The organism is Pseudomonas sp. DWRC2-2 (assembly GCF_049897885.1).
Lineage (GTDB): Bacteria > Pseudomonadota > Gammaproteobacteria > Pseudomonadales > Pseudomonadaceae > Aquipseudomonas > Aquipseudomonas azotoformans_A.
This window is the reverse complement of sequence record NZ_JAFCXD010000001.1, coordinates 883,513-901,123: the sequence shown is the minus strand read 5'-3', so window position 1 is coordinate 901,123 and position 17,611 is coordinate 883,513. Positions and strand designations below refer to the sequence as shown.

The following is a 17,611-nucleotide window of genomic DNA, read 5'->3' as shown; positions in this document are numbered from 1 at the left end:
TTTTTCGTCTGGCATTTATGTAACGCACCGACAAAACGGTGATTACCTAGGCTCGGTTTTTTTCAGCCGTGAAGATGCCGCCATGAGCACCGAAACACCCGATCCTGCGCCCTTTGATTTCGACGACCCTGACATTACTCAGGACGAACGCCTGACGGCGATTCGCACGCGGTTGACGCGTCGCCTGAACAGCGCGGCCCAGCCCAGTCGCTCGATCAATCAGTGGCATGCCACCCAGGCGCGCTATCTGCACACCACAAAACAGTTGGGTGAGCTGGCAGGGCGGGCGCCGCGCATCCTCTCGGTGATCCGCCACGCCTTGCGCGAAGCGTTTGCCCTGGACCCGGACACCCTGCTGTTTCGCGAGCCGCTACCGCCGCAGCCCGCGCGTCAGGTCGACAACCTGATGGAGCGAACCCTGGCACTGTTTCGTGACCCCGGTGTGCCGATCAACCTCCATCACTTCACGGCGCTGAGCCTTGCCGGTGATCCCGAGCGCGCATTGCCCTTCAATGCCTGGGAGGCGCTGTCCCGTGTCAGCAAGCTCAATCTGCCAGCCAGGATCAACGCCGCCATGAAAGGTTACTGGGAGCATCTTGCCCCTGGCTCCTGGCGCTCACGTGGGGAGCGCTGGGCTGAATTGCGCAAGACCGCGTTTGCCGACCAGGCTTTTCTCGCCCACAAGGTGTTTCAACTCTCCACAGTTGGCTACGCGATGGTCAAGCAACTGGTGGACGCCCCCAGCGCCGAAGCGCGGCAGCGTGCGGGCGGCGCCTGGGCCACGGTGCAAGTGGGGACGCTGGCCTGGCCCCATGCCAGCGTCGGTGCGCTGGCGATTCCCGGAGCGTTGCACATTTACCGAACGGGGGCGGCGGACGGGCCCCAGGTTATTTACCTGCCAGGGTTGCTGTGTGCGTTTCATGAGTTTCGTTCCTGGCGTCAGGCGCAGCAGGACTTGCCTGAACGGGTGCAGAGGTCGTTGCTGAGTGAGTCCTGGCACTACCTGCCGCTCAAGCGTCAGGCGAACATCCCGCTGCAGCCGGGTGTGATGGTGCAGGGGGACGCCCTGGCGCACAGTGCGCAAGCCTTGCTCGACGAGCAATGGAACAATGAATGGGGGGCGGTGCTGTCGCTCGATTACACCGCGCCGTCAGCGCCGGGAACCCCGCTGCCGAGTCGCAGGGCCTCGCGGTTGCTGGGGTTTATCGAGAAGGGCCGTAAGCGCATGAGCCGTGGCCTGCCGTTCGGAACGAGTCTGGATGCCTTGCTGGAGTGGGACCGGCAGCGGCGTCAGCAGGAGATTGTATTGGGGAGCCAGTCCCCTGACCTGCCGCGCAAGGGGGGCGACCGGCAGCTGCGCCGCTATGAAAACGCATTGCTGGCGCTGTGGATGGACAAAGATCTGCGCCGGCACAGCGACGCCTACCCAGCGTTCCTGGCCCTTGAAAAAGACCACCAGACCCAAGTTGAGATCGTGAACCAATGGCTTCAGTCAGCAGACGCGAGGTTATTCGACGCGAGCTTCTGGCTTGAGCGCCCCGACGGTGGCTCTAAGCGTGCATCGCTGATCTTGAGCACCCAGCGCCGGGCCTGGCGACTGGCGGCGCAGCTTGAGCACCGGCTTGGGTTGATCAAGCAAGTGCACTTGGACCGATTGCTGGAAGTCATCAACACACCCTTGGCGACGCAGCGCGGCAACAGTGACACGCGGGTGTTGCAGGTATCAGTGGGCAATCATCCAGACAATGCCTACCGCCTGATGAGCGTGTTTGTGGTCACCACTGTCCGTGCCCTGGCCGAGCCCAACCTGCGCCAGCCGGTCGTCCTGGTGGCGGGCGGCGAGTTCGGCGGGCTGGCCGTATTCGACCATCTGGAACGTTTGTCCCAAGGACTGCGCGCAAGCTTCGGTAGCCGTGACGGTTCGGTGTTGTGGCGTTACATCGGACGAGATGTACGTTCTGCCGCACGCTTTAGCCTGGCCAAGTCGGTGCACGTGGGCTACAGCGCTGTGGACCACGATGTGCTGTATGAGGATTTCAAGGCACAGGTCGAACACCATGCCCGGCTGCACAAACGCCTGGATGAGCCTGGTCGGTTATTCAGTGAAGTCAGTGACGCTTCCCAGGGGCGAGCGCTCTTGGCACAAGAGCTACGCGAGCATTTGAGCGTACCGATCAATCAGAGCCGCACGCTGGCCCTGGCCAATGTGGCGTTCATGCGGTTCGCCGCCGAGCAGGGGGAAAGCCAACCGGCGTGGCTTGCCACCGCCACGGCGGACCAGCGTAAACCCTATAAGCGCTTGCAGCGCCGCTATGTATCCAGCGCGCTGGCGCTGGAAAGCCGTCTATGGCAAATCCTGCCGCCGTTGCATGGGTTTGCCCGCGGGTTGTTGGTGAAGCAGCTGACACAGGATGGCTTCTATCCGGAACTGGATGTGGATAAGCCGCTGTTGAATATGCCCGATGATGTCGGCTCTCAATATTGCGGCTGGTTTTCCAGTCAATGCGTGGTGGGTGATCGTCACGTCAAAAAGATCGTCAGCTCCGAACGCACCACCTTTAGCCTGTTGGAACTGGCCCTGCATAACCTCGACGCCCAGGCGCCCTGGACGCAATGGCGCTTGAACCGGGCGCGCTACCTGCAGCCGGAGTGGAAAGGGCGATTGAATCCGCGCTATTTGATCAAGACATTGTCGGCATTGGACATTGGCGGTCAATACGACGCGTTGATCCAGCGTGCATTCAGTCCGGCGCCCACAGGGCTTTCCCGGCCGTTGATTGACCGCGCTACGCAGCACCTGACTTACATGCAGGTGTATTCGGCCGCGCAGCGGGGCCTCTCGTCGGCAGGTCAAAGCTTGTTCAGCACGGCATTGTCGGCGCGTTCACCTGCCGACCTAGACAAAAATGGCCACCAGATCAGCCTGTCCTTTGTGCGCTTGCGCGGCTACACGATGGAACATGATCGGCATATCGCCGGTGTGCTGGTGATCATCGATCAGCTCACCCTGCTGTGTGTGGTGTATTGGCCGGCTGCGACGGTTTTTCCGGTGCTGGCCGAATTCAGCACGTGGGAGCGGGCGAGGACGGCATTGCATCAATTGAGTGCCATGCCTGGTGGTATCAAAGACCTGGCAAGGAGGGTGGCGCCCGGCTGGGAGCATGAGGCGCTTGCCAGTTATCCTGGGCGTGGCGCGTTGCCCATGCCTTCAAGGCACTTGACCAGGTTTCTGCCTACGCCTGAGGCTTACGACAGCGTACTCGCGACAGTCGAGGCGATTGGCCGGCTTTTCCGCGAATTCAAGATCAAACACACGCTGCCCGTTGCCGACGTGCAGGCCATCGAAGTTCATATCCAGGAGCAAATCGACGCCGCGCCCACGGCATGGCTGGATTTCGTTCCAGCCGCACACAGCGATATCCAGGCACTGCTCGCCCACGCCCACATGCTCGAAATCCAACAACGCGCCCATGCCCGCGCCACGTCCAGTGCGACGCTGGCGCGTTACCGTGAACAGCGCCTTGGCGATCAATGGAACGCCTCGTTGCGTGGCATTCTGTCTTTTGTGCCACTGCTTGGCACGGTGATCGGGCTGTATGAGCTGTTTCTGGCCGCCAAGCGCTACCACCACAGCCGGCGTCCCGAGGATGCGGTGGATGTGGCGTTCCTGACGTTGATGGTGTTTATCGACCTGCTGAGCTTATTCGTACCGGGGCCCAAAACGTCCAAGACCGCAGGCGTGCGCAGTGGGTTGAACCAGCTGCATCGACGGGGCAGCCACTTGTCACTGCCGCCGGTGCCGCGCCCGGTCAAGGTGTTGGAGCGCTTCAGCAAGCCCCTTTCCACCGAAGGCTCCATACCGCTGCAAGGGCTGGGAGAGAAGGGCGTGTATGTAAAAAACGGCGAGCTATTTTTGGTTGACGGCGAGCACCGCTATCCCGTGTATCGACGTGGCGATGAGTCGGCATTGCGAGTAAAGAGTCCGGGTGGCGAGGCCGAGGGAGAACTGCTGCTCTATATCCGCGAAGACCGTGAGTGGTCGCTGGGCGCCGATGCGCCTCAGCCGGGGCCCAGTTCGGGTGCGCTTAACCCTTGGCGCGAACCGGTGCCAGTGCTTCGGGAATGGCAGCCACCCACAATACGTGCGGGCACCGAAAGCAGCATTCGCAGGTCCTCTGCACCGGCTAACTATTGGTTTGAATGGAGAGCTGACGTTTCCACGGAGCGTTTATCGACGTTTTCGGATGAAGGGGTATTCAAAGTGCAGGTGGCTCCCCCGGGGGCTTCCTACAATGTCATCTTAGTGGGTACAACCTACGACACCGCAACGGCATCGGGCATCGGGTATTACAGGTTGCTTGCGCAAGGTGACAACGCGCCGCACAGCGGCATCGCGTTTATCACCAGGGATAAATCGATGGATTTACCCGCTCTTTTGGAGATTGAACGTTGGACAACCTCCGCACGTAGGGAACAGCCCATCCCGGTATCACGCACGCTGACGGGGGAGTGGCAACTGCATACGCCGCTGTTCGAACACCCGTTGGAGCAGTATGTAAAAACAGCTTTCCCCACCATGACGACTGCCAGCCGAGCGGCGGTCGTCGCCAGGATGGTTCAACTGGCAAACTCATCGCGCTACCCAACGGCTACTCATCTGCTCACCATACGGGCAACGCTGGACAATTGGTTGACCCGCACGCTCAAGGGGGTAGGACAAACGGATGACTTGCTGAAAATGCTAAAGCCCCTCCACAGGAAGGGCAGAGCCCTGTATATCGGTTACGACGGTACGACAGAGGGCTTTACCCGCGTCGACTTCAATGCGCCGATATTGGACCGCTCGTTGCGGTCCCATATCGGCAACGCAGCGGTTACGGATCTAAGAGACAAGGTGCAGCGCGCAGCAGTCAGAGAAGTGTTGGAAGGGCAAGGCTTCATTGTTCATGAAGTGCCAATGACGCGGGGTAAAACCTTTACCCATGAATTGATCGCGGTTCACCCCGAATCACCCTCCAATAATATGTACTACGTCGCACTCCATTGGTTTGATAGGCCGTCGTTCGCCATCGACACTCGACTGGTTGATAGCTGGGTGAATGTCGCTATCGAGAGAAACCTGCAAAAGCCCCTGTTCACGGGCGTCAAGCGCGCCATGCGAGAGGGGCGTCTGGAGCGCATCATGGCGGGCATTCAATGGGCTCGCGAGCGCAACGTCGAACCCAGTGTCTATTTTGTCAAAGTGAGCCCGACCTGGCCTTGAGCAGCGCCATCATGCCTGCCCCTGCGAAAAGGGCGGCACTGACGCGGTTGAACCAACCCTGGCCCTTGCCACTGCGCAGGTAACGCGCCGCGCCATGTGCACTCAGGCCGTAGAACAATTTGCACAGCAGGTCGAGTGCTGTCCAGGTGGCGATCATGACCAGCAACTGCGGCAAGAACGCCTGCTGGCTGTTGAGGAATTGCGGCAGGAAAGCGGCAAAAAACAGGATGTCCTTGGGGTTACTGGCGCCCAGTACAAAGGCCCGGCCAAACAGCGCGCGAAAGCGCGGAACCGGCGCGCTATAGGGCACCTCTGCCGCTTTGGCCGGTTGCCGTGATTGCTGCCAGCTCTGCCACGCGAGGTAGAACAGGTACGCCGCGCCGACGATCTTCAAGGCATTGAACAATTGCTCCGATGCCAGTAACAGCGCGCCCAGGCCCAGGGCCGAGGCGCTCAACAGGCAGATCGAGGCAAACACCCCACCAAGAAACGCTGGATACGAGCGGCGCAGGCCGTAGTTGAGACTGTTGCTGATCATCAGCAATGACAGGGGGCCCGGGATCAGGATCACCACCAATGCCGCGCCGCTGAACAGTAGCCAGGTTTCCAGGTTCATCCGTTACTCCTTTATAGAAATATGAATTTGGCGATAAAGATCGCGCACAGCACCCACAGGCTCACGGAGATCTCGCGGAACTTGCCGGTGCCGGTCTTGAGCGCCACGTAAGTGATAAAGCCCAGGGCGATACCATCAGCAACCGAGAACGTCAGCGGCATCATGATCGCCGTGACAATCGCCGGAATGCTGTCGGTGGCTTCATCCCAATTGATATGGGCCATGCTTGCCATCATCAGCATCGCCACGTAGATCAACGCACCGGCGGTGGCGTATGCCGGAATCATCCCTGCGAGCGGCGCAAAAAACATCGCCGCCACAAACAGCACGCCCACGGTCACGGCAGTGAGCCCGGTGCGGCCGCCTGCCGCTACGCCGGCAGCACTTTCCACGTAGCTGGTCACCGGTGGTACACCGACCATCGCCCCGAATACGCTGGAAGCACTGTCGGCCTTCAATGCGCGGGACAGGTTGTCGATCTTGCCATCGGCATTGACCAGCCCGGCCCGTTGCGCAACGCCCATCAGTGTACCTGCGGTGTCAAACATGTGTACAAAAAGAAATGCAAATACCACGCTAATCATGCTGACATTGAATACACCTTTGATATCCATGGCCATCCAGGTTGGCGCCAGGCTTGGCGGTGTAGACACCATGCCGTTGTAATGCACCAAGTCCAGGCCCCAGCCAGCCAAGGTGACGGCGATGATGCTGATCAGGATCGCGCCGAACACGCGGTGGTAGCTGAGGATGGCGATCAGCAAGAAGCACACCGCCGCCAGCAGTGGCGCGGGCTCATGCAGCGAACCGAGCTTGATCAACGTGGCCGGGCTGTCGACGATGATCCCGGCGGTTTTCAGGCCGATCACCCCGAGGAACAAACCCACGCCCGCGCCCATGGCATGACGCAGGCTCACAGGAATGCTGTTGAGCAACCATTCGCGCACCCGCGAGAGCGTCAGGCCCATGAACAGCACGCCGGAGATAAATACCGCGCCCAGCGCGGTTTCCCAGGTGTAGCCCATGGTGCCGACCACGGTGTAAGTGAAAAATGCATTCAAACCCATGCCCGGCGCCAGGCCCACTGGCCAGTTGGCGTACAACCCCATCAGCAGGCAACCCAGCGCGGCGGCGATGCAGGTGGCGACAAATGCCGCGCCATGGTCGATGCCAGCGTCGGCCATGATGTTGGGGTTGACGAAGATGATGTAGGCCATGGTGATGAAGGTGGTGAGGCCGGCGATCAGCTCGGTCTTCACTGTGGTGCCATGCAAGCTGAGCTTGAACAGGCGTTCTAGCCAACTGTTATTAGGCGGGGCGATGTCCAGCGTAGGGGCTTCGGATTTGCGGCTATCCACAGCGAGTACTCCTCAAGAGTTTTATTGTTATTTCCAGCGCCGGTCACGGATGTGGGCAACAGCGCTTTGAGGTACTGGCGGGTTTTGTTGACCAATAGGTCAGGAACTCGCACGAGGCGAATTATGCTTTTGTATACAAATAAAGCAAATAATGTTTTCGAATAGCGGTGCGAAGGGCTAGTTCGCGCTCAATGCCTGATTGACCGCCAGCCATCCTGCCACCGCTTCCTCGCCTGCCTCGGCGAAGGCGCGTTGCAACAGTTTCACCTGTTCACGGCGCAACAACTGTTCGAAACGCAGGCCTTCCTCAGTCAATTCGAGCAGGCGTTTGCGCTTGTCGGTCTCGGACGCAACGCTGTTCACCCAGTGCATTTCCTGCAGTTGGCGCAGCGGAATGTTCAGGGCTTGCTTACTCACGCCGAGCAATTCCAGCAGTTCCTTCACGCTCAAGGTCGGGTAGCGTGCGATAAAAAACACAATGCGCTGATGCACCCGGCTCAGGCCGCGGCGCTCAAGCATTTCATCGGCCTTGGCGGTAAACGCCTGGTAGCCGAAGAAGAACGCTTCCATCGCTTCTTGCTGGGCGGTGGGATTTTTAAGGTCAAGCATATTGACGTATCCGTGTGAGTCGTCGTAATTTCGGTCAACCAGTTTGACGTATTTCCCACAGGCTTCGCTACCGGTGACCTTATGGCCTTCTCTGAACGTGTTACGCGCCTCAAAAGCTCCTTGATCCGTGAAATCCTCGCGGCAGCCCAGCGCCCGGAAGTGATGTCGTTCGCCGGTGGCCTGCCGGCCGAAGCTATGTTGCCCGCGCTGAACTGGGACGACATGCCCCTCAACATCGGCCAATACGGCATGAGCGAGGGCGAGCCGCAGTTGCGTGAACAGCTCGCCGCCGAAGCCCGCGCACTCGGCGTGCCGTGCCAGGCCAGCCAGGTGCTGGTGGTCAGCGGCTCCCAGCAAACCCTCGACCTGGCGGCCAAGCTGTACATCGATAAAGGCACGCAGATTCTGCTGGAGGGCCCGACCTACCTGGCCGCCTTGCAGATCTTCCAACTGTTCGGTGCCGATTGCCTCACCGTACAACTGGAAGCCGATGGCCCGAACTTGGCCGCGTTGCGCGCTAACCTCGAACGCCATCGCCCGGCGTTCATCTACCTGATCCCGACCTTCCAGAACCCGTCGGCTGTGCGCTACAGCGAAGCCAAGCGCGAAGCCGTCGCCGCGTTGCTCGATGAATTCGGCGTGACCCTGATCGAAGACGAGCCCTACCGCGAACTGACCTTCGACGGCGGCAGCGCCAAACCCATCTCCGGGCGCCTGAAAAAAGCCAGTTGGATCTACACCGGCACCGTGTCCAAGACCCTGTTGCCCGGCCTGCGCGTCGGCTACCTGATCGCCAGCTCGGACCTGTTCCCGCACCTGCTCAAGCTCAAGCAATCGGCTGACCTGCACACCAACCGTGTGGGCCAATGGCAGGCGATGCAGTGGATCGGCAGCGAAAAATACCAACAGCATCTGGTGGAACTGCGCAGTTTTTACCGCCAGCGCCGCGATGCATTCCAGGCGGCGCTACAGTGTCATTTCGCCGATCTGGCCGACTGGCAAGTGCCCCAAGGTGGATTATTCTTCTGGCTGACCTTGAAACAGCCACTCGACACCCGCACCTTGTTGGCGCAAGCGCTGGAACAGAACGTCGCGTTCATGCCCGGTGAACCGTTCTTTTCCGAGCCGGACCACCATCACGGTTCGTTGCGCCTCAATTTCAGCCATATCGACCCGGCCCGCCTCGACGAAGGTCTCAAACGCCTGGCCGCGGTGGTCCGTCAAGCACAGCACGCGCAAGCGGCATAAGGGGAGCCCCATGTACAAGGTTTATGGCGATTACAAGTCGGGCAACTGCTACAAGATCAAATTGATGCTCAGCCTGCTGGGCATCCCGTATCAATGGATCGATGTGGACATCCTCAAGGGTGACACCCAGACCGCCGAATTCCTGGCGAAGAACCCCAACGGCAAGATCCCCGTGCTGGAACTGGAAGACGGCACCTGCCTGTGGGAGTCCAACGCGATCCTCAATTTCCTGGCCGATGGCAGTGAATTCTTGCCGTCCGAGCCGCGCCTGCGCACCCAAGTGCTGCAATGGCAGTTCTTCGAGCAGTACAGCCACGAGCCGTACATTGCGGTGGCGCGGTTTATCCAGTTTTACCTGGGGCTGCCCGAGGATCGCCTGGAGGAATACAAGAAGCTGCACAAGGGCGGTTACAAAGCGCTCAAGGTCATGGAGCGCCAATTGCAGCTGACGCCTTACCTCGTGGGCGATCAGTTCTCTATCGCCGATGTGGCCTTGTATGCCTACACCCATGTGGCGAATGAGGGTGGTTTTGAGTTGGAGGTTTATCCGGGTGTGCAGGCGTGGTTGAAGCGTGTTGCCAGCCATCCCAAACATGTGGCGATGCTGGATTGATCACCCGCGCAATTCGTTGCTCAATAACTCGAAACACCGCTGCGCTGCCGGGCTCAAGCCCATCCCACTGCGACTGATCAAGCCGATCTCCCGGTTCACGCCGGGATGATCGATGTTGATGCGCTTCAACCCCTCCAGGCTGTCCGCCGCCGACTCTGGCAGCACACTGATCCCCAACCCCTGGCGCACCAGGGCCAATACCGTCGACATGTAGTTGGCCTCCATGCCGGCGTTCATTGTCAGGCGTGTCTCATCGAACAGCGCATCCACTTGCTCGCGCACGCTGCTGTCGCGCCCGGTAAGGATGATCGGCTGGTCGGCCAATTGCTCCAGGGTCAGTTGGCGATGGCGGGTGAGCGGATGATCCACCGGTACAAACGCACACAGGCGATCATTCAACACCGGCACGAATTCCAGGCCATGGCTGAGCCGCGCACGCACGCCGATACCGAAATCCACCTCGCCGGAACGCACCTGGGCGTGGATGCGATGGGCCACCAGGTCATGCAGGCGTACCTCTATTCCGGCAAAGCGCTCGCGAAACAAGCGTAGAACCGGCGGCAAACTGCCGGCGCACACCGAGGGCAGGGCGGCGATGGTGACCACGCCCCGGCGCAGGGCAGCGAGGTCGCGGGAGCCGGTGACAATGTTGTCCAGGTCCAGCAGCAGTTTTTCCATGGGGCCGCGCGCCTCCTGGCCGGCGGCGGTGAGGCTGACGTGGCGCGGGCTGCGGTCGAGCAGGGCGACGCCAAGCCAGTCTTCCAGTTGCTGCACCTGCACCGTCAGCGCCGAAGGTGACAGATGCAGCTCATTGGCAGCCTTGGTGAAGCTGCCAGTGCGAGCCACGGCAAGAAATGCCTGAATGTGTTGGATACTGTTCTTCATTTTGTTTTTCCGAACACTAGCGGGTGAATATTCCAATTTACAAAGACTAACCCGCTTCCAATACTCCAGGGAAAACAATAACCGGCCACCAAGGCCGCTCTGGAGTAACCCATGCTCGCTACCCTGGGTGTCATCACCATCCTGTGCCTGCTCGCTGCCGTCATGAGCAAACGCCTCTCGCCGCTGGTGGCCCTGATCGCCTTGCCGATCATCGCCGCGTTGCTCGGCGGGTTCGGCCTGCAAACCAGCGCCTTCATCATCACCGGTATCAAGAACGTCGCCCCCGTGGTGGGCATGTTTGTGTTTGCGATCCTGTTTTTCGGGATCATGACCGATGCCGGCATGCTCGATCCCATCATTGACCGCATCCTGCGCACGGTCGGCACGCGCCCTACACGCATTGTCGTAGGCACCGCGACCCTGGCGCTGCTGGTGCATTTGGACGGCTCCGGCGCGGTGACCTTTCTGGTGACGGTGCCGGCGATGCTGCCGCTGTATACGCGGCTGGGCATCGATAAACGCATTCTGGCGTGTGTCTGCGCGATGGCAGCCGGGGTCAACTTTCTGCCGTGGACCGGCCCGGTGCTGCGTTCGTCGGCGGCTTTGCACGTGCCCGTGGCGGATCTGTTCCAACCGCTGATCCCGGTGCAAATCGTCGGCCTGGTCTTCGTTTTCGCCTGCGCCTGGTGGCTTGGCCGTCGCGAAGAAAAACGCCTGGGCCTCGGCGCCGGCTCCACCGTGGACGCGGTGCCGCAACGGGTATTGAGTGACGACGACATCAAGCTGCGTCGCCCGCGGCTGTTTTGGGTCAACCTGATCCTGACCCTGCTGGTGATGGTGGTGATGATCGCTGGCTGGGTCGACCCCGTGGTGATGTTCATGCTCGGCACCGTGGTGGCGCTGTGCATCAACTATCCGAATGTGGACGCTCAGCGCGCCCGCATCGACGCCCATGCCAAGACCGCCCTGACCATGGCCAGTATCCTGCTCGCCGCCGGGGTGTTCACCGGGATCATGCAGGGCACCGGCATGCTCAAGGCGATTGCCGAGGTGGCGGTGGCGCAGATTCCGGCCGGCCATGGCAAGTTGATCCCGGCGGTGGTGGGCTTTATCTCCATGCCGCTGAGCATGTTGTTTGACCCGGATTCCTACTATTTCGGTGTGATGCCGGTGATCGCTGAAGTCGGCAAGGCCCTGGGCGTCGACCCGCTGCAAGTGGCCCAGGCCTCGTTGCTGGGTGTGCACACCACCGGCTTCCCGGTCAGCGCGCTGACCCCCGCGACCTTCCTGCTGGTGGGCCTGTGCAAGATCGAACTGGCCGATCACCAGCGCTTCACCATTCCGTTTCTGTTTGCCGCGTCGGTGTTGATGACCCTGACCGCGTTGCTCCTGGGAGTTATTTGAGATGAAAACCTTGCGCATCGGTTCCGGCGCCGGCTATTCCGGCGACCGTATCGAACCTGCCGTGGAACTGGCCGAGCAGGGCGAACTGGATTACCTGGTATTCGAATGCCTGGCCGAACGCACGATTGCTTTGGCGCAACAGGCACGCATCAGCGATCCCGAGGGCGGTTACGACCCGCTGCTGAGTGAGCGTATGCGCCGCGTGCTGCCGTTCGTGGGCGTAAAGGCCGGGCGTCGTCGCCTGCGGGTGATCACCAATATGGGCGCGGCCAATCCAGTGGCGGCGGCCCGTGAGGTGCGGCGAATCGCCCAAGAGTTGGGCCTTGATCTCAAGGTGGTCGCCGTTGTCGGCGATGATGTGTTGAGCGTGTTGCAGCCCGAGTGTTTGCTGGATAACGGCCAGACCGTCGGTTCCTTGGGCGAGCGGCTGATTTCCGCGAATGCCTACTTGGGCGTCGACGGCATTCTGCAGGCATTGCACGCCGATGCCGACGTGGTGATCACCGGGCGCGTGGCCGACCCTTCGCTGTTCCTCGCGCCACAGATGTTTGAATTCGGCTGGGCAGCGGACGATTGGCAGCGTTTGGGGCGTGGCACGCTGGTGGGGCATCTGCTTGAATGCGCCGGGCAAGTCAGCGGCGGCTATTTCGCCGATCCGGGTTTCAAGGATGTGGAAGACCTGGCGCGCCTGGGCTTCCCTCTGGCCGAGATCACTGCGGACGGTGAGGCGGTGATTACCAAGGTGGTTGGGTCCGGCGGGCGGGTCAGCCGTGCGACCTGCACTGAACAGCTGATCTATGAAGTGCACGACCCGGCGGCGTACCTCACGCCTGACGTGACGGCGGATTTTTCCCAAGTGGGGTTTGTGCAGGAGGGCGTTGATCGCGTTCGCGCCCAAGGTGCAGACGGTCGTGCGCGCCCCGAACAGCTGAAGGTCAGCGTCGGCTATCTGGACGGTTGGATTGGAGAGGGGCAGATGTCCTACGGTGGCCCCGGTGCTGTCGCACGGGCGCAGTTGGCGCGGGATGTGGTCCTCAAGCGCCTTGAGTTGATGGGCGTGAAAATGCAGGACGTGCGTGCCGAACTGATCGGCATGGACTCGCTTCACGGCCCGCGCAGCACGGTCGAGCCCTGGGAAGTGCGCCTGCGCGTGGCGGCGCGCTGTGAGGCGCGCGATGAGGCGGTGCGCGTCGGCAATGAAGTGGAAACCCTCTACACTAACGGCCCGTCGGGCGGCGGCGGCGCCAGCAAAAGCGTGCGTCAGGTGGTGGCGGTGGCGTCGTTGTTGCTGCCGCGTGATGTGGTCAACCCGAGGATTCAAGCATGAAGCTGCAGATGCTGGCCCATTCCCGCACCGGGGATAAGGGCGACACGTCGAACATTTCGATCATCGCCTATCGTGCTGAAGACTACCCATTGCTGTGCGAGCAACTGACCGCCGAACGTGTGGCCGAATTTTTCGCGGGGTTGCGTGAGCCCGACGCAGCGCCTGTGCGGCGCTATGAATTGCCGAATGTGCAGGCGCTGAACTTCGTGTTGCCGGGCATCCTGCGCGGTGGCGTCACCCGCTCGCTGGCGCTGGATGCCCATGGCAAGTGCCTGGGCTCGGCGCTACTGGAACTGTCGATTCAGCAGTAGGCGGTCAAACCCCGGCGAAACGCTTGTCCAGATATTCAATGATCACCTTGGAGTCGTACATCCAGGTGGTCTGGCCATTCTCTTCGATACGCAGGCACGGCACCTTGATCTTGCCACCTTGCTCAAGCAGGGTCTGGCGGTCCTGTTCGTTGTTCTTCGCATCTTTCAGCGCGACGGGCACATTCAGGCGGTGCAGGGTGCGGCGGGTCTTCACGCAGAATGGGCAAGCGTGGAACTGATACAGCGTCAGCTCCTTGGCCGCTGCATTCACCTGTGCCTGTTGCTCGGCGGAACGCTGCTTTTTGCGTGGGCGGGTAAGAAAGTCGCCCGCGATGATGACGTGGCCGAGGCCCACTCGAAGTGCTTTGACGAACATGGCTGAAACCTCTTGCCCATGAAGAAGGGGCCGCAGCTTACCTCAATTTTGCAGGCGAAAAAAAACCGGCGATGAACGCCGGTTTTTTCGTCCGCAGCCGGTTACTTGATCAGGCTAAGGAATTCGCTGCGGGTGGCCGCGTTTTCGCGGAACTCACCCAGCATCACCGAGGTGATCATCGACGAATTCTGCTTCTCCACACCGCGCATCATCATGCACATGTGCTTGGCCTCGATCACTACGGCCACGCCCAGGGCGCCGGTCACTTGCATCACGGCATCGGCGATCTGGCGGCTGAGGTTTTCCTGGATCTGCAGGCGGCGGGCGTACATGTCGACAATCCGCGCAACCTTGGACAGGCCCAGCACCTTGCCGCTCGGGATATACGCGACGTGGGCCTTGCCGATGAACGGCAGCAAGTGGTGTTCGCACAGCGAGTACAACTCGATGTCCTTGACCAGCACCATTTCGCTGTTGTCGGAGCTGAACAAGGCACCGTTGGTGACCTCTTCCAGAGTCTGCTCATAGCCGCGGCAGAGGTACTGCATCGCCTTGGCGGCACGCTTTGGCGTGTCGAGCAGGCCCTCGCGGGAAACGTCCTCGCCGAGTTGGCCGAGGATCGCGGTGTAATTCTGTTCCAGGGACATGAAACTACCTGTGGGATTTTCGCAAAGCGCAAGGTTACGGTGGCGGGCACATCGCTGCAAGCCTGACGATGGCACTTGTTACTCGTCGCGCCCTTCCATCATCGTGCGCTTGAGCATCACATACACCGCCCCCGCGCCGCCGTGGCGGGCCTGGCATGAGGTAAAGCCAAGCACCTGGGCATGCTGGCGCAGCCAGGTGTTGACGTGGCTCTTGATCATTGGGCGCTTGCCGTCCAACCGCACGGCCTTGCCGTGGGTGACGCGCACGCAGCGGATTTCGAACTTAGTGGCTTCGGCCAGGAAGGCCCACAGGGTTTCCCGGGCTTTTTCCACGTTCATGCCATGCAGGTCGAGGCTGCCTTCGAACGGGATCTGGCCGGCCTTGAGCTTGCGCATCTGGCTTTCCTGCACGCCATCGCGGGCCCACATCAGCTCGTCTTCAGGGCCGACATCGATCACGAACTGGTCCGACAGGCCGTCCACGGTGGTGGCGTCAGTGCGCACGGTCGCGGCCTGGCGCAGCTTGGCGATCTGCGCGCGGTCGGCCTTGGGTTTGCCGGTGTCGGCGCGGTCGTGCTTGATCGGCTTGACGCCGCGCAGCTCGTTTTTGAACAGGGAAAAATCGTCGTCTTGCATGTTGGCCTCCGCGAAGGGCGGGCAGTTTACCTAAATCGCGGCGGCCAGGGCGCAGGAAACGCTATCCAAGCGCCATCAGTCGTGCTTTTTCATCAGGTGTGAAGCGATATTCAGCGAAAACGGCTGACGCATTTTCCGACGGCTGCGCCGCCATAACCATACGCCCAACCACAGCACCAGCAGCCCGATCACCAACAGAATCGCCGAGCCGCCAGGGCTGGCATTCAGCTCGCCGAGGGCGGGCGAGTGGCCAAACAAACCGGCACCACCAGCGCCGGCCAACAGCAAACCAATTATCGCCAGCAGCGCGGCAATGCCGGCCACCAGGCGCAGACGCCAATTGCTCGGGCCCTTGGGGCGCAAGCGACGAGCGTCAAAACCATCGGATATCTTCATTCCGACCTTTCCTCCAGGGTATCGGCCCTTCGACCGGACAATACACAGGTTGTTCCGGGGGGAGGGGTAAATGCGCCAAATGAGAGGGCTTTGCGGATGAGCGGGGCCGTAAACAGGCCGCGCCGCTCATCAGAAGGTTGATCAGATCAGATCTTTGGTGAGCGCCAGGGTGGCGAAATTGTCGGCCATGATGGCCATTTCGGTCTGCTGCACGTGCTCGGCGCTGAGGATGCCGCCTTTGTAAGGCAAGTCACGTGTGGCGCAGGCGTCTTCCACCAAGGTGCAGCGAAAGCCCAGGTTTTTGGCGGCGCGCACGGTGGTGCTGACGCTGGAGTGGCTCATGAAACCGCAAACGATCAGGTCCAGAGAGCCGAGGTCCTGCAGGTGTTTTTCCAGGCCGGTGCCATGGAAGGCGCTGGGCAGCAGCTTGCCGATGATGGTTTCGTCGCCTTCAGGCTCAAGCCCTGGAATGAACTCGCCACGCTCGCCCTGTGGGTCGAACAGGCCACCCACGGTGCCCAGGTGACGCACATGCACGATCGGACGCCCAGCGTTGCGGGCGGCAGACACAAGTTGCTTGATGTTGCCGACGGCCGCGTCCATGCCCGAGAGGGCGAGGGGGCCGTTGAGGTATTCCTTCTGGGCGTCGATGATCACGAGGGTCGCATGGCTGAGGTTCGCTGCTGCGTAACCACGACCGCTGAGTTGAAACATCGTCTTTGGAACGGACATTCTGGGGCTCCTGTGAGGGGGGCTTTTGCGACATTGTCCACTGGCTGAGCGGTTCTGTGAATCGCTACCATCGTAAGGTACGCCGTTGTTGACGTGCAGCCATGTCAAGAGGTGGGCCTGTTTAACACAATGATGGCAATTTGGATGAAATCCGACGGGTGGCGCCGGGTTTTCGTACATCGTCGGTACAGGTGAAGGCTGTTAGAATCGCCAGTCGTTTTTTCCAGGAGCTTGCACCCGTGACCACTTCCCGCCTGCGCACCTTGCGCGACCATATCCGTTGGGCTGTCAGCCGTTTCCATGGGGAAGACCTGTTTTTTGGCCATGGCACCGATAATGCCTGGGACGATGCCCGGCAACTGGTGCTCGGTGCCTTGCATTTGCCGTGGGAAATTGCCGACAGCTACCTCGACTGCAACCTGGAAGAAGAGGAAGTCGCCCACCTGCAACGCTTGTTGCATCGCCGTATCCACGAACGCGTGCCGACACCCTATCTGATTGGTGAAGCCTGGTTCTGTGGCATGTCGTTTATCGTCGATGAGCGCGTGCTGATCCCGCGCTCACCGATCGGCGAGCTGATCGAAAACCGCTTCGAACCCTGGTTGGCGCAGCCACCGGCACGCATCCTCGACCTGTGCACCGGTTCCGGTTGCATCGGCATTGCGTGCGCCTATGAGTTCCAGGACGCCGAAGTGGTGCTGGGGGACTTGTCCTTCGAAGCCCTGGAAGTGGCCAACCAGAACATCGAGCGCCATGGCGTTGATGAGCGTGTCTATACCGTGCAGGGTGACGGTTTCGACGGCCTGCCGGGCCAGCGCTTTGACTTGATCGTGTCCAACCCGCCGTATGTGGATGCCGAAGACTTCGCCGATATGCCTGACGAATACCAGCACGAACCGGAGCTGGGCCTGGCCTGTGGCGACGACGGTTTGAACCTGGTGCGGCGCATGCTGGCCGAAGCGGCGGACCACCTGACCGAGAAGGGTTTGCTGATTGTTGAAGTGGGCAACAGCCAAGTGCACGTCGAGGCACTGTACCCGGAAGTGGACTTTGCCTGGCTGGACTTCCAGCGCGGCGGCCATGGGGTGTTCATGTTGACGGCTGAGCAGTGCCGTCAACATCAGGCTGCATTTGCTGCCCGCGTTTAACCTGTACTAGCGGTAGGAGTGCGGTCAATGACCGCATTTCAT

At 60.8% G+C, this 17,611-nt stretch carries 16 protein-coding genes; 7 read left to right on the top strand and 9 right to left on the bottom strand.

Going from position 1 to position 17,611, the window contains the following annotated elements; translation table 11 throughout:
- Positions 1 to 82: 82 nt before the first annotated feature.
- Positions 83 to 5,263 carry a dermonecrotic toxin domain-containing protein gene (locus ACP7EW_RS04435; protein WP_426215564.1) on the top strand — a complete coding sequence of 1,727 codons (5,181 nt, stop codon included), beginning with the start codon at positions 83 to 85 and terminating at the stop codon, positions 5,261 to 5,263.
- On the opposite strand, the gene ACP7EW_RS04430 is transcribed toward ACP7EW_RS04435, so the two are convergent.
- The 3 genes from ACP7EW_RS04430 to ACP7EW_RS04420 form a co-directional block, all read right to left on the bottom strand.
- Entirely contained in the window at positions 5,238 to 5,879 is a 642-nt protein-coding gene (locus tag ACP7EW_RS04430) for a LysE family translocator (RefSeq protein ID WP_426215562.1), read from the bottom strand. The two genes, ACP7EW_RS04435 and ACP7EW_RS04430, sit on opposite strands and share 26 nt — an antisense overlap.
- 11 nt (positions 5,880 to 5,890) lie before the next feature.
- Positions 5,891 to 7,237, bottom strand: a complete 1,347-nt coding sequence (locus ACP7EW_RS04425; protein WP_426215560.1) for an NCS2 family permease — start codon at positions 7,235 to 7,237, stop codon at positions 5,891 to 5,893.
- 177 nt (positions 7,238 to 7,414) lie between these two features.
- Complete coding sequence (locus ACP7EW_RS04420; RefSeq protein WP_426215558.1) at positions 7,415 to 7,846, bottom strand: MarR family winged helix-turn-helix transcriptional regulator; 432 nt, start codon at positions 7,844 to 7,846, stop codon at positions 7,415 to 7,417.
- An 81-nt stretch (positions 7,847 to 7,927) separates the two neighbouring features.
- Here ACP7EW_RS04420 and ACP7EW_RS04415 point away from each other — a divergent pair, with 81 nt between their 5' ends.
- Both ACP7EW_RS04415 and ACP7EW_RS04410 read left to right on the top strand, forming a co-directional pair.
- On the top strand, positions 7,928 to 9,094 hold the full coding sequence (locus ACP7EW_RS04415; protein WP_426215556.1) for a PLP-dependent aminotransferase family protein: 1,167 nt from the start codon (positions 7,928 to 7,930) through the stop codon (positions 9,092 to 9,094).
- A gap of 10 nt (positions 9,095 to 9,104) precedes the next feature.
- Positions 9,105 to 9,707 carry a glutathione S-transferase family protein gene (locus ACP7EW_RS04410; protein WP_426215554.1) on the top strand — a complete coding sequence of 201 codons (603 nt, stop codon included), beginning with the start codon at positions 9,105 to 9,107 and terminating at the stop codon, positions 9,705 to 9,707.
- Here the strand turns inward: ACP7EW_RS04410 and ACP7EW_RS04405 are convergent, their stop codons facing one another.
- Positions 9,708 to 10,592: a LysR family transcriptional regulator gene (locus ACP7EW_RS04405; RefSeq protein ID WP_426215552.1), complete on the bottom strand. Its 885-nt coding sequence runs from the start codon at positions 10,590 to 10,592 to the stop codon at positions 9,708 to 9,710.
- Between the two features lie 111 nt (positions 10,593 to 10,703).
- Here ACP7EW_RS04405 and ACP7EW_RS04400 point away from each other — a divergent pair, with 111 nt between their 5' ends.
- From ACP7EW_RS04400 to ACP7EW_RS04390, 3 genes are read left to right on the top strand one after another with little or no spacing between them, the layout of a single operon-like run.
- Complete coding sequence (locus ACP7EW_RS04400) at positions 10,704 to 11,996, top strand: CitMHS family transporter (protein ID WP_426215550.1); 1,293 nt, start codon at positions 10,704 to 10,706, stop codon at positions 11,994 to 11,996.
- Position 11,997: 1 nt separating this feature from the next.
- Positions 11,998 to 13,323, top strand: coding sequence for an acyclic terpene utilization AtuA family protein (locus tag ACP7EW_RS04395; RefSeq protein WP_426215548.1), 1,326 nt, complete (start codon positions 11,998 to 12,000; stop codon positions 13,321 to 13,323).
- Positions 13,320 to 13,634 (top strand): AtuA-related protein, encoded by a 315-nt coding sequence (locus ACP7EW_RS04390; protein WP_426215546.1) that lies wholly within the window; start codon positions 13,320 to 13,322, stop codon positions 13,632 to 13,634. Before ACP7EW_RS04395 ends, ACP7EW_RS04390 begins: the two co-directional genes overlap by 4 nt.
- Positions 13,635 to 13,638: 4 nt before the next feature.
- On the opposite strand, the gene ACP7EW_RS04385 is transcribed toward ACP7EW_RS04390, so the two are convergent.
- From ACP7EW_RS04385 to ACP7EW_RS04365, 5 genes are all read right to left on the bottom strand, one after another.
- Positions 13,639 to 14,010 carry a glutathione S-transferase N-terminal domain-containing protein gene (locus ACP7EW_RS04385; protein WP_033900875.1) on the bottom strand — a complete coding sequence of 124 codons (372 nt, stop codon included), beginning with the start codon at positions 14,008 to 14,010 and terminating at the stop codon, positions 13,639 to 13,641.
- Between the two features lie 101 nt (positions 14,011 to 14,111).
- Positions 14,112 to 14,657, bottom strand: a complete 546-nt coding sequence (folE, locus tag ACP7EW_RS04380; protein WP_003442011.1) for a GTP cyclohydrolase I FolE — start codon at positions 14,655 to 14,657, stop codon at positions 14,112 to 14,114.
- Between the two features lie 78 nt (positions 14,658 to 14,735).
- Entirely contained in the window at positions 14,736 to 15,293 is a 558-nt protein-coding gene (locus tag ACP7EW_RS04375) for a Smr/MutS family protein (protein ID WP_016976371.1), read from the bottom strand.
- Positions 15,294 to 15,368: 75 nt separating this feature from the next.
- A complete protein-coding gene (locus ACP7EW_RS04370) occupies positions 15,369 to 15,689 on the bottom strand; it encodes a hypothetical protein (protein ID WP_426215544.1) in 321 nt (106 codons plus the stop codon).
- Between the two features lie 141 nt (positions 15,690 to 15,830).
- A complete protein-coding gene (locus tag ACP7EW_RS04365) occupies positions 15,831 to 16,421 on the bottom strand; it encodes a cysteine hydrolase family protein (protein WP_016976373.1) in 591 nt (196 codons plus the stop codon).
- Positions 16,422 to 16,660: 239 nt separating this feature from the next.
- Here ACP7EW_RS04365 and prmB point away from each other — a divergent pair, with 239 nt between their 5' ends.
- Positions 16,661 to 17,569 (top strand): 50S ribosomal protein L3 N(5)-glutamine methyltransferase, encoded by a 909-nt coding sequence (gene prmB, locus ACP7EW_RS04360; RefSeq protein ID WP_033900879.1) that lies wholly within the window; start codon positions 16,661 to 16,663, stop codon positions 17,567 to 17,569.
- Positions 17,570 to 17,611: the final 42 nt, after the last annotated feature.

Excerpts from the sequence above, each read along its gene's own strand:
- ACP7EW_RS04435 (WP_426215564.1), top strand. The coding sequence starts at position 83 with ATGAGCACCGAAACACCCGATCCTGCGCCCTTTGATTTCGACGACCCT.
- ACP7EW_RS04430 (WP_426215562.1), bottom strand. The coding sequence starts at position 5,879 with ATGAACCTGGAAACCTGGCTACTGTTCAGCGGCGCGGCATTGGTGGTG.
- ACP7EW_RS04420 (WP_426215558.1), bottom strand. The coding sequence starts at position 7,846 with ATGCTTGACCTTAAAAATCCCACCGCCCAGCAAGAAGCGATGGAAGCG.
- ACP7EW_RS04415 (WP_426215556.1), top strand. The coding sequence starts at position 7,928 with ATGGCCTTCTCTGAACGTGTTACGCGCCTCAAAAGCTCCTTGATCCGT.
- ACP7EW_RS04410 (WP_426215554.1), top strand. The coding sequence starts at position 9,105 with ATGTACAAGGTTTATGGCGATTACAAGTCGGGCAACTGCTACAAGATC.
- ACP7EW_RS04405 (WP_426215552.1), bottom strand. The coding sequence starts at position 10,592 with ATGAAGAACAGTATCCAACACATTCAGGCATTTCTTGCCGTGGCTCGC.
- ACP7EW_RS04400 (WP_426215550.1), top strand. The coding sequence starts at position 10,704 with ATGCTCGCTACCCTGGGTGTCATCACCATCCTGTGCCTGCTCGCTGCC.
- ACP7EW_RS04395 (WP_426215548.1), top strand. The coding sequence starts at position 11,998 with ATGAAAACCTTGCGCATCGGTTCCGGCGCCGGCTATTCCGGCGACCGT.
- ACP7EW_RS04390 (WP_426215546.1), top strand. The coding sequence starts at position 13,320 with ATGAAGCTGCAGATGCTGGCCCATTCCCGCACCGGGGATAAGGGCGAC.
- ACP7EW_RS04385 (WP_033900875.1), bottom strand. The coding sequence starts at position 14,010 with ATGTTCGTCAAAGCACTTCGAGTGGGCCTCGGCCACGTCATCATCGCG.
- folE (WP_003442011.1), bottom strand. The coding sequence starts at position 14,657 with ATGTCCCTGGAACAGAATTACACCGCGATCCTCGGCCAACTCGGCGAG.
- ACP7EW_RS04375 (WP_016976371.1), bottom strand. The coding sequence starts at position 15,293 with ATGCAAGACGACGATTTTTCCCTGTTCAAAAACGAGCTGCGCGGCGTC.
- ACP7EW_RS04370 (WP_426215544.1), bottom strand. The coding sequence starts at position 15,689 with ATGAAGATATCCGATGGTTTTGACGCTCGTCGCTTGCGCCCCAAGGGC.
- ACP7EW_RS04365 (WP_016976373.1), bottom strand. The coding sequence starts at position 16,421 with ATGTCCGTTCCAAAGACGATGTTTCAACTCAGCGGTCGTGGTTACGCA.